The 15849-nt window shown below is 73.1% G+C and carries 14 protein-coding genes and 2 tRNA genes; 7 read left to right on the forward strand and 9 right to left on the reverse strand.

The genetic code is table 11. From position 1 onward, the window contains the following. Positions 1 to 8: 8 nt before the first annotated feature. Positions 9 to 224: an RNA-binding S4 domain-containing protein gene (locus tag JOF36_RS31815; RefSeq protein WP_210034226.1), complete on the reverse strand. Its 216-nt coding sequence runs from the start codon at positions 222 to 224 to the stop codon at positions 9 to 11. Positions 225 to 257: 33 nt separating this feature from the next. On the opposite strand from JOF36_RS31815, the gene JOF36_RS31820 reads away from it, so the two are divergent. Beyond that, the gene (locus tag JOF36_RS31820) at positions 258 to 860 is read left to right on the forward strand and encodes a class I SAM-dependent methyltransferase (RefSeq protein ID WP_210034227.1); all 603 of its coding nucleotides are present in this window, start codon (positions 258 to 260) and stop codon (positions 858 to 860) included. A 125-nt stretch (positions 861 to 985) separates the two neighbouring features. Here JOF36_RS31820 and JOF36_RS31825 read toward each other — a convergent pair. From JOF36_RS31825 to JOF36_RS31835, 3 genes are all read right to left on the reverse strand, one after another. Next, positions 986 to 1062 (reverse strand) — tRNA-Met (locus tag JOF36_RS31825). A 232-nt stretch (positions 1063 to 1294) separates the two neighbouring features. Then, positions 1295 to 1368 (reverse strand) — tRNA-Met (locus JOF36_RS31830). 106 nt (positions 1369 to 1474) lie between these two features. Beyond that, positions 1475 to 4387: a UPF0182 family protein gene (locus tag JOF36_RS31835; RefSeq protein WP_210034228.1), complete on the reverse strand. Its 2913-nt coding sequence runs from the start codon at positions 4385 to 4387 to the stop codon at positions 1475 to 1477. Between the two features lie 265 nt (positions 4388 to 4652). On the opposite strand from JOF36_RS31835, the gene JOF36_RS31840 reads away from it, so the two are divergent. Together JOF36_RS31840 and JOF36_RS31845 are read left to right on the forward strand one after the other, a co-directional pair. After that, positions 4653 to 5678: a YlbL family protein gene (locus JOF36_RS31840; RefSeq protein ID WP_307862690.1), complete on the forward strand. Its 1026-nt coding sequence runs from the start codon at positions 4653 to 4655 to the stop codon at positions 5676 to 5678. A 75-nt stretch (positions 5679 to 5753) separates the two neighbouring features. Continuing rightward, the gene (locus JOF36_RS31845) at positions 5754 to 7349 is read left to right on the forward strand and encodes a zinc-dependent metalloprotease (protein ID WP_210034229.1); all 1596 of its coding nucleotides are present in this window, start codon (positions 5754 to 5756) and stop codon (positions 7347 to 7349) included. A gap of 219 nt (positions 7350 to 7568) precedes the next feature. Here the strand turns inward: JOF36_RS31845 and JOF36_RS31850 are convergent, their stop codons facing one another. Next, the gene (locus tag JOF36_RS31850; protein WP_245351056.1) at positions 7569 to 8195 is read right to left on the reverse strand and encodes a M48 family metallopeptidase; all 627 of its coding nucleotides are present in this window, start codon (positions 8193 to 8195) and stop codon (positions 7569 to 7571) included. Between the two features lie 149 nt (positions 8196 to 8344). Between JOF36_RS31850 and JOF36_RS31855 the strand changes: the two genes are divergently transcribed. Beyond that, positions 8345 to 9310 (forward strand): hypothetical protein, encoded by a 966-nt coding sequence (locus JOF36_RS31855; protein ID WP_210034230.1) that lies wholly within the window; start codon positions 8345 to 8347, stop codon positions 9308 to 9310. Beyond that, positions 9307 to 10638, forward strand: coding sequence for an ABC1 kinase family protein (locus tag JOF36_RS31860; RefSeq protein ID WP_210034231.1), 1332 nt, complete (start codon positions 9307 to 9309; stop codon positions 10636 to 10638). Before JOF36_RS31855 ends, JOF36_RS31860 begins: the two co-directional genes overlap by 4 nt. A gap of 197 nt (positions 10639 to 10835) precedes the next feature. On the opposite strand, the gene JOF36_RS31865 is transcribed toward JOF36_RS31860, so the two are convergent. Then, positions 10836 to 11426 (reverse strand): TetR/AcrR family transcriptional regulator, encoded by a 591-nt coding sequence (locus tag JOF36_RS31865; protein ID WP_210034232.1) that lies wholly within the window; start codon positions 11424 to 11426, stop codon positions 10836 to 10838. Between the two features lie 79 nt (positions 11427 to 11505). Between JOF36_RS31865 and JOF36_RS31870 the strand changes: the two genes are divergently transcribed. After that, the gene (locus JOF36_RS31870; RefSeq protein ID WP_210034237.1) at positions 11506 to 11922 is read left to right on the forward strand and encodes a VOC family protein; all 417 of its coding nucleotides are present in this window, start codon (positions 11506 to 11508) and stop codon (positions 11920 to 11922) included. 132 nt (positions 11923 to 12054) lie between these two features. Here the strand turns inward: JOF36_RS31870 and JOF36_RS41695 are convergent, their stop codons facing one another. The 3 genes from JOF36_RS41695 to JOF36_RS31885 form a co-directional block, all read right to left on the reverse strand. Then, positions 12055 to 12477 carry a putative WhiB-interacting protein gene (locus JOF36_RS41695; RefSeq protein WP_504739892.1) on the reverse strand — a complete coding sequence of 141 codons (423 nt, stop codon included), beginning with the start codon at positions 12475 to 12477 and terminating at the stop codon, positions 12055 to 12057. Then, positions 12360 to 12665 carry a WhiB family transcriptional regulator gene (locus tag JOF36_RS31880; RefSeq protein WP_210036381.1) on the reverse strand — a complete coding sequence of 102 codons (306 nt, stop codon included), beginning with the start codon at positions 12663 to 12665 and terminating at the stop codon, positions 12360 to 12362. The genes JOF36_RS41695 and JOF36_RS31880 overlap by 118 nt, the downstream gene beginning before the upstream one ends. Before the next feature lie 668 nt (positions 12666 to 13333). Further along, positions 13334 to 15391 (reverse strand): ATP-dependent DNA helicase UvrD2, encoded by a 2058-nt coding sequence (locus JOF36_RS31885; protein ID WP_307862768.1) that lies wholly within the window; start codon positions 15389 to 15391, stop codon positions 13334 to 13336. Positions 15392 to 15552: 161 nt separating this feature from the next. On the opposite strand from JOF36_RS31885, the gene JOF36_RS31890 reads away from it, so the two are divergent. Further along, the gene (locus JOF36_RS31890; protein ID WP_210034239.1) at positions 15553 to 15792 is read left to right on the forward strand and encodes a mycoredoxin; all 240 of its coding nucleotides are present in this window, start codon (positions 15553 to 15555) and stop codon (positions 15790 to 15792) included. Positions 15793 to 15849: the final 57 nt, after the last annotated feature.

Raw genomic sequence — 15849 nt, forward strand, 5'->3', positions numbered from 1 at the left:
CTGAGCCGCTAAGCGGGGCGGGCGCGGTGCCCGTCGACGGTGACGACGTCGCCGCGGTGCAGCTGCGCGCCCCGCCGGTACTCGGGCTCGCCGTTCACCGTCACCAGGCCGGACTCGAGGAGCTCCCGGGCGTGCCCGCCGTCCTCGGCGAGGTTCGCGAGCTTGAGGAACTGGCCGATCCGGATGGGTTCCTCACGGATCGGCACGTCGTGCGGGGTGGTCATGGCTCCATTCTGCGCGCCGTAGCATCCTGCGGCGTGGGTGACCACTACTTCAGCAGCACACCGTCCGTCGCGAGCCGACCGGGATCGGTCCGCCTGCACACCGCAGGTGTCGATCTCGAGCTGGCGACCGACACCGGGGTCTTCTCGCAGGGCCGGATCGACCGCGGGACCAAGGTGCTGCTCGACGCCGCGCCGATGCCCCCGGTCCGCGGACCGCTGCTCGACGTCGGGTGCGGGTACGGGCCGATCGCGCTGACGCTCGCGTCCCGGCGCCGCAGGCTGCCGGTGTGGGCCGTGGACCTCAACGAGCGCGCGCTGGGCCTCACCCGGGGCAACGCGACCGCCGCGGGGCTGGGCAACGTGACGGCCTGCCACCCGGACGAGGTGCCGGCCGATCTGGCCTTCGCGGGCATCTACTCGAACCCGCCGATCCGGTCCGGGAAACCGGCCCTGCACGGCCTGCTGCTGCGGTGGCTGCCGCGGCTGATGCCGGGCGGGCGGGCCTACCTCGTCGTCGCGAAGAACCTCGGGTCGGACTCGCTGCAGCAGTGGCTGGAGGACCAGGGCTTCCCGACGACCCGGCTCACGTCGGAGAAGGGCTACCGGGTGCTGGAGGTCGAACCGCACGGGTCCTGAGGCGGAGGGTCGCTCACCGGCCGGGCGGGTTCGCCGTGGCCGGACCCCGACCGGCGACCGGCGACCGGCAGCAAAAGGGCCGAACCCGTAGGTCCGGCCCTTTTCCGCTGTCCTGGGACATCGTGTGGTAGCGGGGGCAGGATTCGAACCTGCGACCTCTGGGTTATGAGCCCAGCGAGCTACCGAACTGCTCCACCCCGCGTCGATCGGGACTGCGTGCATCCCGTCTCTGTGTTGTGTCACTACCGTACATGACAGCCCTGACGGCCTCCGCAGGGGCCCCCACCCGCCGAGCGGGACCCACCGCCCCGGCACCCGAGGCCGAGAACGACCGCGCGCGACACGACGGCGCCACGAGAACGACGGCTCCCGCGACGCCCGCACACACAACGACGAAGGCCCCCGGAGTGATCCGGGGGCCTTCGTCTGCGTTGTAGCGGGGGCAGGATTCGAACCTGCGACCTCTGGGTTATGAGCCCAGCGAGCTACCGAACTGCTCCACCCCGCGTCGATCGGGACTGCGTGCATCCCGTCTCTGTGTTGTGTCACTACCGTACATGACGGGCCCGGCACCCCCGCGCTGGGGGTACCGGGCCCGTCGTGGCCTGCGGTGATCAGCCGCCGGTGCTCTGGAACGACGAGACCGCGCGGTCCAGCTCCGCCAGCGCCTCGCCCTGCTTGGCGAAGTCACCGGCCTGCTGAGCGGCCTTGAGGTCGTTCAGCGCCTGCCGGATCTCCTGGGCCGCCGCGGTCTGTGCCGCGTTCGGCGCCGCCGGCGTGGTGGGCGCCTCGCCCTCGGCCGGAGGCGTCTGCGGCGCCGGCTGCTGACCGGGCGTCGGAGCGGCCCCACCGGCGGCGGCACCGGCACCGGCACCGAACACCTGGTCCAGCGCGGCGGACAGGCTGGCGTCGTAACCGACCCGGCCGCCGTAGCTCACCAGCACACGGGCCAGCTGCGGGTAGGACGCGTCCTGCCCGGCCCGCTCGATGTAGACGGGCTCGACGTAGAGCAGGCCGCCGGCCACCGGGAGGGTGAGCAGGTTGCCGTAGTCGATCGTCGTCTGGTTCTGGCGCAGCAGGTTCAGCTCGGACGAGACCTCGGGCGAGCCGAGGAACTGCGCCTGCACCTGCTGCGGGCCCAGCGTCTGCGTCTCGTTCGGCAGCTGCAGCACGGTGAGCTGGCCGTAGGTGGCCGGATCCGAGCTCGCCGAGACGTAGGCCGCCAGGAACTGACGTCTCAGGCTCACCAGTGCGCTGGTGAGCTGGAACGACGGGCCGTCCTGGCCGGGCAGCCCGGCGTAGAGGTAGTACGGCGGTTGCGCGTCCTGCGAGCCACCGGTTCCGCCCGTTCCGCCCTGCACCGTCGGGTCGGACGGGACGTCCCAGAACGACACCGTCGAGAAGAACTCGCCCGGGTTGTCCACGTGGTAGCGGGTCAGGAGCTCCCGCTGGACCTTGAACTGGTCCTCCGGGTAGCGCAGGTGCGCCTCGAGGTCCGGGCTGATCGCCGAGCGCGGCTCGACGGTGCCCGGGAACGCCTTCTGCCAGGTCTGCAGCACCGGGTCGGACTCGTCGAAGGCGTAGAGCTTCACGGTGCCGTCGTAGGCGTCGACCGTGGCCTTCACCGAGTTGCGCAGGTAGCTGACCGTCTCGTTGGGCAGCTGCTGGCCGCCGGGCCCGAGCCGGGAGTCGGCCGTCGTCTCGCCCAGCTGGACGCGCTCGGCGTACGGGTAGTCCTGCAGCGTGGTGTAGCCGTCGACGATCCACTTGACCCGGCCGTCGACGACCGCCGGGTACGGGTCGTTGTCCAGCTTCAGCCACGGCGCCACGGCCTGCACCCGGTCCCGCGGGTTCCGGACGTACATGATCTTCGAGTCGTCGTTGATCGAGCTGTTGAACAGGATGTTCCGCTCGCCGTAGGCCAGCGCGAACACCGCCCGGTCGAAGATCCCGCCGATCGGGACGCCGCCGGCGCCGGTGTAGGTGTACTGCGCCTCGTCGGAGTCGTACTCCCGCGGCGGGGTGCCCGGCTCCGCACCGACGATCGAGTACTGGTTGTCCAGCAGCTCGCCGTAGTAGATCCGCGGCTGGTCGACCGGGATCTGGCCCTCGGTCTGGGTGTCCGAGACGGTGAACTTCGGCAGACCGCCCTGACCACCCGCGTCCTCGAGCGCGGCGTTCACCTGGTTCGCCGGCGCGGCGACGATCCCGTTGCCGTGCGTGTAGACGAGGTGACGGTTGATCCAGTCCTGCTGGTTCCCGACCAGGGCGTTCGCGTCGATCTCCCGGGCCGCGATGACGTAGTCCTGGGTCTGCCCGTTGACCGTGTACCGGTCGATGTCCAGGTTCGGCGTGAAGCCGTAGAAGTTGCGGCGCTGCTGGAGCTGGGTGAACGTGCGGTTCAGCTTGCCCGGGTCGAGCAGCCGGATGTTCGGGATGGTGTCGGTGTCGGCCCGCACCTGTGTCGGTGTCGCCTCGGAGTCACCGGCGTAGGGCTGTATGTCGACCTTGTCCGGCCCGATGCCGAACGCGTTCCTGGTCGCGGCGATGTTCCGCTCGATCGACGGAGCCTCGCGCTCGTTCGCGTTCGGCGCGACGACGAACTGCTGCAGCACCAGCGGGAACGCGGTGCCGACCAGGATCGAGGAGATCACCAGCATGACCACGGCGACCGCCGGGATCTGCAGGTTCTGCCGGAACGCGGCGGCGAAGAACGCCAGCGCGCAGACGACCGCGATGATCAGCAGGATCAGCTTGGCCGGGAGCACCGCGTTGAGGTCGGTGTAGGTGGCGCCGTAGAACGTCTCGGAGTTGCGGTTCGACCACAGCAGGTCGTACCGGTCGAACCAGTAGGCGACCGCCTTGAGCAGCACGAACACACCGGCCAGCACGGCGAGCTGGGCCCGCGCGGCGGTGGAGACGAAACCGGAGCGGCCGGTGAGCCGGATGCCGCCGAAGATGTAGTGCGTGACCAGCGCCAGCACGAAGCAGATGGCGATGGCGACGAACAGCCAGTTCAGCACCATCCGCATGAACGGCAGGGTGAACGCGTAGAACGCGATGTCGTTGCCGAACTCCGGGTCGACCTCCCCGAACGGCGTACCGTGCAGGAACATCTGGACGGTCTGCCACTGCACCGGCGCGGCGAGGCCCGCCACCACGCCGATCAGCACCGGCACGCCGACGGCGAACAGGCGCAGCCGCTGGATGATCGTCGTCCGGTACCGGGCGACCGGATCCTCCGGACCGGACACCGGCACGAACACCGGGCGGTACCGGTAGGCCAGCCACAACGTGAGGGCGATCAGGCCGCCGACCACCAGGCCGACGACACCGAACAGCACGATCTGGGTGAACAGCCGCGTGAGCTGCACACCCCGGAAACCGACCTCACCGAACCACAGATAGTCGACGTAGAAGTTCAGCAGGCGCGAGCCGCCGAGCAGGAGCACTACGAGGACGCCCGCGGCGACCAGCAGAATCCGGGTTCGACGGGTCAGCGACGGCGCTCCCACGGGGGGCCGCATGGACGACACGGGCACGCTCCACAGCTCGGGTACGACTCGAAAGACACGGCCGGCGGGGAGCGACGGCACGGTTCTCCGGTTCAACTCTACGGCGACGCCGTGAGTTCCCGGTTGAGTCCCGGCGTGTCGGGCGATTTCATCTCGAACACGACACTTCGGACACGTCCCCGTCACCCTCGGGTGACCGGTATCGACGCAGGCCGACCGCGCTTTCCCCGGCGCACCCGGCCGCGCCGGACCCCGATCCCGACCGTAGGGTGCGCGCGTGGGCGTTCGATCTTCGACGTGGGTGACGGCGCTGCTGGTGCTGCTCGGCCTCACGGTCGTGGGGTCGGTGGTGCCGGCCCCCGTCGTGGCGCTGGGGCCGGGCCCGACGTTCGACACCCTCGGCGAGGTGAACGGCACGCCGGTGGTGTCCGCCGAGGGATTGCCGACCTACCCCACCGAGGGGCACCTCAACATGACCACCGTCGGGGTCACCGACGGCATCACGACGCTGGGCGCCCTGGGGCTGTGGGCCTCGGGCAACCACCGGCTGGCGCCGCGCTCGTCGCTCTACCCGCCCGGGGAGAGCTCCGAGCAGGTGACGGCGCAGAACCAGCAGGAGTTCGACGGCTCCATCGCCAACGCCGAGGCCGCCGCGCTCACCCATCTCGGTCTGCCGACCCGGGTGACGGTCGGGACGCTCACCGAGGGTTCGCCGTCGGCCGGTGTACTCGAGCCGGGTGACGAGATCCGGGCGGTCTCCGGCATGCCGATCCCGTCGGTGCAGGTCCTGCTCGACACCCTCGCCCCTGCGCCGCCCGGTGAACCGCTGACCATGGCGATCGTGCGCGACGGGACACCCCGGGAGATCACCGTCACCCCGGCCGCGCACCCCGCCGACCCGGCACGGGCGTTCCTCGGGATCACGCCGGCCACCTCTCCGACGCAGGGCCAGGAACTCGAGATCACCCTCGGGGACGTCGGCGGGCCGTCCGCGGGCCTCATGTTCAGCCTGGCACTGGTGGACAAGCTCACGCCCGGCCCGCTGACCGGGGGCCGGTTCGTCGCGGGCACGGGCACCGTCGACGCCGAGGGCGGGGTCGGTCCGATCAGCGGCATCCGGTTCAAGATGCTCAAGGCGCAGGAGGTCGGCGCCCAGGTCTTCCTGGTGCCCGCGGCGAACTGCGCGGAGGCGGCGGCGGACGCCCCGGACGGGCTGGTGCTGGCCCGGGTCGGGACGCTCGACGAGGCCGTCGCCGCGCTGGAGACCCTGGACGCGGGCGGAACGCCGCCCGCCTGCTCGTAGTTCCCGTCTCCGCCACCGGCGAACAGGCCGGTCACCAGCGGCGGCCGTCCCGGCGTCGCGAGTACGGTGGGGCCCATGAGTGACACCCCGTTCGGCTTCGGCCCCGCCGACCGCGACCGCGACAAGGACGAGGAGCGCGAGTCCGGCTCGTCCGGCCGGGGTAGCGGCACGGGTGGCGGGCAGGACGGCCCGAAGGACCCGTTCGGGTACGGCTCGCACCCGGCCTCGCACGATCCGGCCGGTGGCGGCGGGCAGGACCCGCAGCAGAACCCGTTCGCCGCGTTCGGGGCGGGCGGCCTTCCGGGAATGCCGGGCATGCCCGGGATGCCCGGCGGCGCGGCCGGCAACTTCGACATGAACCAGCTCGGCCAGATGCTGTCCCAGCTCGGCCAGATGCTCAGCCACGCCGGCACCGGCCCGGGCGACGGCGGCCCGGTGAACTACGACCTCGCCGCGCAGCTCGCCACCCAGCAGCTGGCGCAGACGACGTCGTCGCTCACCGACCAGCAGCGCACGGCCGTGTCGGAGGCCGTCCGGCTCGCCGAGATGTGGCTCGACCCGGCGACGTCGTTCCCGTCCGCGGGCGGCGAGGTGAAGGCCTGGACGCCCAGCGACTGGGTGCGCGCCGGCATGCCGACCTGGAAGCGGCTGTGCGACCCGGTGGCCAACCGGCTGTCCTCGGCGTGGGTCGAGGGCCTGCCCGACGAGGTGCGCAACGCGGCCGGCCCGATGCTCGGCATGCTCGGCCAGATGGGCGGGATGGCGTTCGGCAGCCAGCTCGGACAGGGCCTTGCCCAGCTGGGCAAGGAGGTGCTGACCTCCACCGAGCTCGGCATCCCGGTCGGCCCGGAGCGCACGACGGCGCTGCTGCCGGAGGCGATCGCCCGGTTCACCGAGGGCCTGGACCGCCCGGCCGGTGAGGTCACGCTCTACCTGGCCGCGCGCGAGGCCGCCCACCAGCGGCTGTTCACCCACGTGCACTGGCTGCGCGAGCGGCTGCTCGGCGCCGTCGAGGACTACGCCCGCGGCATCACCGTCGACACCTCCCGGATCGAGGAGCTGGCCCGCGGGATCGACCCGTCCAACCCGGAGTCGATCCAGGAGGCCATGCAGTCCGGCATGTTCGAGCCGGAGGACACCCCGGAGCAGAAGGCCGCGCTGGCCCGGCTGGAGACCCTGCTCGCACTGATCGAGGGCTGGGTGGACACGGTCGTGGCCGAGGCCCTCTCCGAGCGGCTCCCCGGCGCCTCGGCGATGCGCGAGACCATGCGCCGCAGGCGGGCATCCGGCGGGCCGGCCGAGCAGGCGTTCGCGACGATCGTCGGGCTGGAGCTGCGGCCGCGACGGCTGCGAGCGGCCGCCGAGCTGTGGCAGCTCCTGGGCTCCGAGCGGGGTATCGACGGCCGCGACGCCGTCTGGGCGCACCCGGACCTGATCCCCTCGGCCGACGACCTGGACGCCCCCGAGGCGTTCGTCCGCGGCGGCTCCGGTGGCAGCGGTGTCCCGGACAACCCGATCGCGGAGCTGGAGCGGCAGATGGCCGCCGACGCCGGAAAGACCCCGGAGCAGGACGCGGGTAAGGACGACGCGGGTAAAGACTCGGACACCGCCGCGGAGAGCACGGACTCCGACGACGACCCGGACACCGGCGGCGGGCACCGCGAAGCCTGACCTCGCACAGGAAGCGGGGGCCTCGCAGCCTCCGCAACCTGTGCTCGGCCGGCAAGCCGGCTGCGACGTCGAGGTCCGGCGAGGCGGTTGCAACGTCGGGGCCCGGCGGGCCGGTTGCGATGTCAGAGTCCGACGAGCGGGTTGCGACGTCAGAGCTTGGCTAGCCGGCTGCGACGTCGGGGCCCGGCGTGTGGGATGCGGCGTGCGGCGCGCGCCGGGTCAGTTGCCGGCGGCAGCGACCGGACCGCCGGGCAGCGCCGGGAGCGAACCCTCGGGCAGCTCGGTGGCCGTCGACTCGTCGGCGGTGGCCGGATCCCCGTCCACCCCGACGATGCCGAGCGCCGCCGCGGCGTTCAGCCCCTCCAGGTAGCCGATCGCCCGCTCGGTGCGGGGGTAGCGATGCACCCAGGACCAGAAGACGTCGTCGTGCGCGGCGGACAGCAGGTGCGCGAGCTCGTGCACCAGCACGTAGTCGACGACCCAGCCGGGCGCGTCCCGGAGTCGTTCGCTGATCCGGATGGTGCCGTCGTCCGGGGTGCACGATGCCCAGCGGGTCCGCATCGTCGGCACCCAGCGGATCGACACCGGATCCGCGCGGCCCTCCAGCCAGCGCTGCGACAGCTCCCGGCCGCGGGTCAGCAGGGCCTCGTCGCCGCTGCGTCCGGGTGAGCGCCGCCGAGCCTCGCTCGCCTCGATCCGCTTGACCATCTCGGCGACCCAGTCGCGTTCCTGCTCGGCCGACATCCAGCCGGGAATGAACACGACGACGTGGTCCCCCTCGCGCCGGGCACTGACCATTCGCTTCCGGCGGGCGCTGCGACGGACCTCGACCGGGGGGCTAGCCATGCCCTCCAGGGTAGGCCGCCGGGTCGCCCAGGGTGAGCCGCCGGTCGGGCACCGGGCCGCACTGCGCACGTCGCCGGGGTCGGTTGCTCCGGTGAACGGCCGGTCCGGTCGCGGCCCGGGGCGGGTGCCGGTCACGGCACCGTGGCGCGATGGACCGAGACCCGATCACCGGCCTCCCACCGCGGCTCGCGCTCACCCCGCACCTCGCCCTGGTCGCGGTGGGCCCGCGGGCCCACCGGATCGGGTCCGGCCCACGGGCCCGGGTGCTCGACGACCTCTCCCCCGCCGCCGCCGCCGCGCTGGACCGGCTCACCGGCGGAGCGTGCGACGTCGGGGGCCTGCTGGCGGGTGCCCCGCCGGGCCCGGACCGCGATGCGCTCGCCGCTCTGCTCTGCGTACTGCTGCGCGCCGGCCTGCTCACCGACCCCGACCTCGCCGCGCGGGTCCGGCGGCGCCGGGAGTCCGCGCTGGTGGAGGTGCGCGGGGACTCGGCGCTCGGGGTCGCCGTCGTCGCCGGGCTGGCCCGGGCCGGTGTCGGAGCCGTGGACCCGCGGGTCGGCGGCCGCGCCGGGCCGGGCGACGTCGCGGCCGGTCTCGCCCCGTCCGACACCGGCCGGGAGCGGGCCGCGGCGCTGCGCACGCTGCTCGACGACGCCGGCGCGGCGGCCGTCCCCGCCGGGCGGGTCCCGCCGGACCTCGTCGTACTCGCCGGAGGCCCGGCGCCGGGTCCGGACGGCGCCGTCGAACACCTCGTCGTCACGCTGCGCAACGGGCTCGGGGTGGTCGGCCCGCTGGTACTGCCCGGGCGCGGGCCGTGCCTGCGGTGTCCGGACCGAGCCGGTGAGGTGTCCACCCCCGGTTCCCGGACGGCCGAGTCGCACGTCGTCGCGACGACCGGTGCACTCGCCGTCGGACAGGTCCTCGCCGCACTGGACGGGCCGGTCCGCGGGGGTGACCCACCGGTGTCCTGGGCTGCCGAGCTGGAGATCGACCCGGACACGGCAACGATCACCCGCCACGCCGTCCCCGCCCGTCCCGGCTGTGGCTGCGGTGTGGTGACGGGGTCGACCGCGGCGTGCGCGCAGCCCGCCACCGGGTGGACAATCGAGGTGTGACCGACATTCCCCGCCGTACGGCCTCCCGTACCGCCAAGCTCGCCGGCATCCCGCTCGGCGTCGCCGGGCGTGCGGCCGCGGGCTTCGGACGCCGGCTCACCGGTGGCGACCGGGACGAGATCTCGGCCCAGCTCGCCGCGAAGAGCGCCGAACAGCTGTTCGCGGTGCTCGGCGAGCTCAAGGGCGGCGCGATGAAGTTCGGGCAGGCACTGTCCGTGTTCGAGGCCGCCGTCCCCGACGAGTACGCAGAGCCGTACCGGGAGGCGTTGACCAAGCTGCAGTCCGCGGCGCCGCCGATGCCGATGGACGACGTCGACCACATGCTCACCCAGCAGTTCGGCCGCAGCTGGAAGTCCCGGTTCACCGAGTTCGACGAGACCCCGGCGGCCTCGGCCAGCATCGGCCAGGTGCACCGCGCGATCTGGAAGCGCGACGGCCGGGAGGTCGCCGTCAAGGTGCAGTACCCGGGCGCGGAGGAGGCACTCCGCTCGGACCTGCGCCAGCTCGGCCGGATGAGCCGGATCCTGCAGCCGCTGGTTCCCGGGATGGAGATCAGGCCGCTGATCAATGAGCTGCGCAACCGGATGGAGGAGGAGCTCGACTACCGCGACGAGGCCACCTACCAGCGTGAGTTCGCCGCGATGTACGAGGACGACCCGGAGATCCGGATCCCGCGGGTGGTCGGGTCGGCCCCGAAGGCCGTCATCACCGAGTGGGTGCAGAGCAGGCCGCTGGCGTCGATCATCCGCGACGGCACGGTCGAGGAGCGCGACCACGCCGGCAACCGGCTGGCCCGCTTCCACTACTCGGCGCCGGACCGGTCCCACCTGCTGCACGCCGACCCGCACCCGGGCAACTTCGGGATCCTCGACGACGGCCGGCTGCTCGTGCTCGACTTCGGCGCCGTCGCCCGGATGCCCGACGGCATGCCCCCGGAACTCGTCGCGATGACCAAGTACGCCCTGCGGGGACGCGACGGCGACCTGATGGCGCTGATGCGCTCGGCCGGCTTCGTCCGCGACGGCGCCCGGATCGAGCAGGAGCAGATCCTCGGCTACCTCGCCCCGTTCACCGAGCCGCTGGAGACCGAGGAGTTCCACTTCAGCCGCCGCTGGATCCAGCGACAGGCCGAGCGGGTCGGTGACCTGCGCAGCCCGGAAGCCGCGATCGGCCGGTCCCTGAACCTCCCGCCGCGGTTCCTGCTGGTCCACCGGGTGACGATGGGGACGGTCGGCATCCTCTGCCAGCTCGACGCCCGGGTGCGGCTGCGCGAGATCGTCGCCGAATGGCAGCCGGAGATGTTCGAGCCGGACGCGCCGACCGGCTGACCGCGCCGGCCGGTTGACCGCGCCCCCGGTTGACCGGGCCCCGCTCGTAGTCCGCGGCCTGGCCGTCAGCATCCTGCGCCCGACCGGTTGACCGGACCGGCCGGCTGATCGGACTGGTCGGTTGATCGGACCGGCCGGCTCATCGGACCGGCCGCTTGATCGGGCCGGCCGGCGGATCGGGTCGCGCCCGGGTCGGCTCAGCCGCGGGGGCGCAGCCCCTCCAGGACCCGGTCCAGCGCGGCCCTGGCGCCGGCCCGGTCGGCGCCGGTCGTGTCCGGCCCGGCGAGCCACATCGCGAGCTCGTTCATCGCACCGGACAGCAGCCGGGCCAGGGGCTCGACCGGTTGCGGATCGAGCTCACCGTGCTCGACCAGCACTGCCAGTGCCTCGGCGAGGTGCCGGCCGGAGGTGCGCTCGTCGATCTCCCGCCAGGCCGGCCAGCCGAGCACGGCGGGCCCGTCGACCAGCATGATCCGCGCGGTGGCCTGCTCGGTGCTGGCGTCGAGGAAGGCCCGGCACCCGGCCCGCAGCTGCGCCCATCGACCGGCCTCGACCTCCGCCGCGGCGACCACCCGGTCCGCGACGCGTGCCTGCACGCGCTCCAGCACGGCCCCGAACAGCGCCGCCTTCCCGTCGAACTGGTGGTACAGCGCGCCCTTGGTCACCCCCGCCGCCGCAACGACGGCGGGGAGCCCGACGGCGCCGTAGCCGTCCCGGGCGAACAACCGCTCCGCCTCGTCCAGCAGCGCCGTCCGCGTCCGCTCCCGCTGCTCGGCCCGCACACCCACCGTCCACCTCCGTTGACGTACCGATGGTACGCCAGTACCTTACTCGCATACCGATGGTATGTGAATCTTTGGAGGAGCCGTGCTCACCAGCTGCTATCCGGTGCTCGCCACCGACGACGTCGCGGCCGCCCGCGCGTTCTGGACCGGCCCGATGGGCTTCGAGGTCACCTTCGAGGCGGACTGGTACGTCAGTCTGCGCCGGGAGGCGTTCGAGCTGGCGGTACTCGACCGCGACCATCCGACCCTCCCGGAGGCCTTCCGCGGCCGGTCCGCGACAGGCGTCCTGGTGAACCTGGAGGTCGACGACGTCGACACCGAGTGGGAGCGCCTGGCCGTGCGGGCCGGGCTCCCCGTCGCGCTCGAGCTGCGCGACGAGGACTTCGGGCAACGGCACTTCATCGTGGCCGGGCCGGACGGGGTACTCGTCGACGTGATCACCGAGATCCCGCCGTCACCCGAGTTCGCGGCCGCCTTCGCCGGGCAGGCGCCGGCCTGACCGCTTGCGATGGCCCCCACCCGTGATCGCGGGTGGTGCGCCGAGGTGAGCAGAGCAAAGCGTCCGGGTCCGGACATGGCGGTGCCCCGCCCGGACCAGGTCCGGACGGGGCATCGTGGTGTCGAGTGAGCCTCAGCGGGCTCGGATCCGGGCGCGCTCGGCCCGGGTCGATGCCCAGGCCGCGAGGCGCGACCACCGGCGGCCGGCGGTGACCCGCCGAGCCAGCCGGTACTCGTCGGCCACGCGTTGAGCCTCTTGCTGATGCGATCTCGCCAGGGCTTCATGGATGAGCGTCATCGCGTTCTCCTGGTTCACGAGGTGGACGGCGTGGGTGCCGCGGACTGCGGGGCGGGTGGTCGTCGGCACCGGCGGCGCCGTCATCAGGTCGTTCATCTCGGTCGTCTCCTTCTCGGGTCGGGTGGGCCGGGGGCCCGTGGTCAGCTGCCGGCGGCCAGGGCGTAGGCCCGGTCGCGCTCCAGGTCGGCCTTGCGCGGGCGGCCCCTCGGGCGCTTGCGCGGGATCACCCGGCCGCGCTCGAAGATCTCGCCGCCCCACACCCCCCACGGCTCGGCACGGTCGAGGGCACCGGCCAGGCAGGCGCCGCGCACCGGGCAGACCGCGCAGAGCGCCTTGGCCTCCTCCAGCTCGGCTGGCGACTCGGCGAACCACAGGTCCGCGTCGCGGTTGTGGCAGGGCAGCGCCGACCGCTGCTCGCCGGACCGCTCGGCCGGTGCGGCCCGCAGCCGCGTCTCGTCGGAACCGGCGCAACCGCCGCCGGTCTCGTTCTGGATCACTCCGCCGTCACACGGAGCGGATCGGACGTACACGATCGACCTCCTCGATCGAACTTCTCGGACTCTCGGTGTCAGGACCTCTGGTGTCAGGACTTCTCATCTCTCGGGACGGATCTGCGGACAAAAAAATCGGGGCCGTGGAACCCTGTGCGTGGGTTCCACGGCCCCGATCTGGGACTCGGCGCGGGCGCTGAGGGTCAGGTACCCCCTCGGCGCCCGGGAACGGACGCACCTGTGCACTTGTGCTCGTCGAAGATCGGGCCGGCCGGGTACACGTCTCCCCGGGTACGAGGCGTGGGCGCAGCGACGAGGAGCTGCTCCGCCCCGCGACGTCGCACGCCGGGCTTCCGGGATGCCGGGATCGCCGCGACGGCGGCGACGGGCTCGGCGGAAGCGCACACCACGGCGGGGCCGATCCGATCGATCATCACGATCGAGTTCATCTGCCACCTCCTCCGTGGTCCGGCCGGGCGGTCTCCCGCGCGACGCATGCCGGTGTCGAGTGAGCTGCTCCACTCGGTGTCGTCGACACTAGAAGTGCCGCGCACACCGTTGCAACCGAATATCCGAAGTCTCTCCGGAAGTTCACCGGAGGCCGACCGAAGAGGGGCTCGGGCCTACCGGTCGGCGTCGTGCTCCGCGAGCAGCCGCAGGACGGTGTCGCCGTACCGGTCGAGCTTGGCCGCGCCGATGCCCGGGATCCCGACCAGCGCCGACGCGTCGGACGGTCGCTGCTCGGCGATCGCGGTCAGCGTCGCGTCGGTGAGCACGACGAACGCGGGGACGTCCTGCTGCTTCGCCTCGCCCGCCCGCCACTGCTTGAGCCGGTCCAGCAGCTCCAGATCCACATCGGACGGGCAGGCGTCGCAGCGCATCAGTTTGGTGGCGGTGCTGCCGAACAGCGGCGAGCCGCACACCCGGCACTTCGGACGGGCTCCCCCGGGACGGCGCTCGCCCGCGACCCGCGACGCCGGGTGCGAGTCCGGGATCAGCCCGTACAGGAACCGGGACCGGCGCCGCTTCGGTCCGCGCCCGGACGCCCGCGACAACGACCAGGACATCGACAGCACCCGCCGGGCGCGGGTGATGCCGACGTAGAACAGCCGCCGCTCCTCCTCGACGGCGTGCTCGTCGTCGCCGGCGTGGCCGATCGGCAACGTCCCGTCCGCCAGCCCGACGAGGAACACCGCGTCCCACTCGAGACCCTTCGCCGCGTGCAGCGACGCCAGCGTCACGCCCTGCACGACCGGCGCCTGTGCGGAGTCCGCGCGGGTGTCGAGCTCGGCGCACAACCGGTTCAGGTCGGCCTGCGGCTCGATGGCGGCGAGCTCCTCCGCGACCCCGACCAGCGCGAGGAGTGACTCCCACGCGGCGCGCAGGGTCGCGCCCTTCGGCGGCTCGTCCGACAGACCGGCACGGGCACCGAGCACCGCGCGGGTGACGGCGACGAGATCGGTCCCGGGTCGCTGCTCGGGTGCGGCGGCCCGCAGCGCGATCATCGCCCGCCGGATCTCCGGGCGGGCGAAGAACCGCTGGCCGCCCCGCACCTGGTAGGGGATCCCCGCGTCGGACAGCGCCTGCTCGTAGGCCTCGGACTGGGCGTTGATCCGGAACAGCACCGCGATCTCCGACGGCGGCGTGCCGTCCTTCATCAGGGTCAGGATCCGGCCGGCCGCCGCGGCGGCCTCGGCGGGCTCGTCGTCGTGCTCGGAGAAGTCCGGGTCCGGCCCGGGCGGGAGCTGCCCGATCAGCTGCAGCCGGGACCCGGCCGGCCGGTGCCGCGCGGCGCCGATCAGCTGGTTCGCGCACCCGACGATCTGCGGGGTGGAGCGGTAGTCGCGCTGCAGCCGCACGACGGTGGCGTCCGGGAAGCGCCGCGGGAACTCCAGCAGGTAGCGCGGCGAGGCACCGGCGAAGGTGTAGATCGTCTGGTTGGCGTCGCCGACGACGGTGAGGTCGTCGCGCTCACCGACCCAGGCGTCGAGCAGGCGCTGCTGCAGCGGCGTGACGTCCTGGTACTCGTCGACGACGAAGCTGCGGTACCGGGAGTGGAACTCCTCGGCGACCCCGGCGTGCTCCTCCAGCGCCACCGCCGTGTGCAGCAGCAGGTCGTCGAAGTCCAGCATCTCCGCTGCGTTCTTGAGCTCCTCGTAGGCCGCGTAGACCTCGGCGACCTGGTCGGCGGGGCCGGGCGTGTCCCGCTTGCGGCGGGCGGCCTCGGCCGCGTAGTCGACCGGCGCGACCAGCGACGACTTGGCCCACTCGATCTCGGCGACCAGGTCCCGCAGCGCGTCCGAGTCGGTGCCGGCCCGGGCCCGCGCGGCGGCCTGCCCGACCATCCGGAACTTGCCGTCGAGCAGCGGCCACGGCGACCCGCCGATCACCTGCGGCCAGAAGTAGCGGAGCTGGCGCAGCGCGGCCGCGTGGAACGTGCGGGCCTGCACGCCGGGCGCGTCGAGCATCCGGAGCCGGGTGCGCAGCTCACCGGCCGCGCGGGCGGTGAACGTGACCGCGAGGACCTGCCCGGCCGCGACGTGCCCCCGGCCCACCAGGTGCGCGATCCGGCGGGTGATCGTCCGGGTCTTCCCGGTGCCGGCGCCGGCCAGCACGCAGACCGGACCGCGCGGGGCGTCCACGGCGGCACGCTGCTCGGGGTCCAGCCCGTCGGGACCGATCTGGTCCCCCGGCGCCGGCGCCGCCCCGGTCCGGGTCGCGCGGGCGGGGCGGGGAGCAGAGGTCGGGGACGGCACGACCCCATCCTGACACCCGCCGCCGACGGTTCCGGGACGGCGTGCGAGCCGGGAAGATCCGGCCGCCGTCATCCGTTGTAGCGGACATGGCAGACCTGACCATGTACACGACCAGCTGGTGCGGCTTCTGCCGGCGGCTGAAGCTGCAGCTCGACGAGGCCGGCATCGCCTACCGCGAGGTCGACATCGAGCGCGATCCGGACGCCGTGGCGTTCGTCGAGCAGGCCAACGGCGGCAACCGCACCGTCCCGACGGTCGTCTTCCCGGACGAGTCGGTGGCGACCAACCCGAGCTTCTCCGAGGTGCAGCAGCGCATCGCGGCCTGAGACTCCCACCACGGAGCACGGCGGCCCGGGCACATGCCCGGGCCGCCGTCGTACGTC

The sequence above is a fragment of the Pseudonocardia parietis genome (genome assembly GCF_017876315.1).
GTDB classification, from domain to species: domain Bacteria; phylum Actinomycetota; class Actinomycetes; order Mycobacteriales; family Pseudonocardiaceae; genus Pseudonocardia; species Pseudonocardia parietis.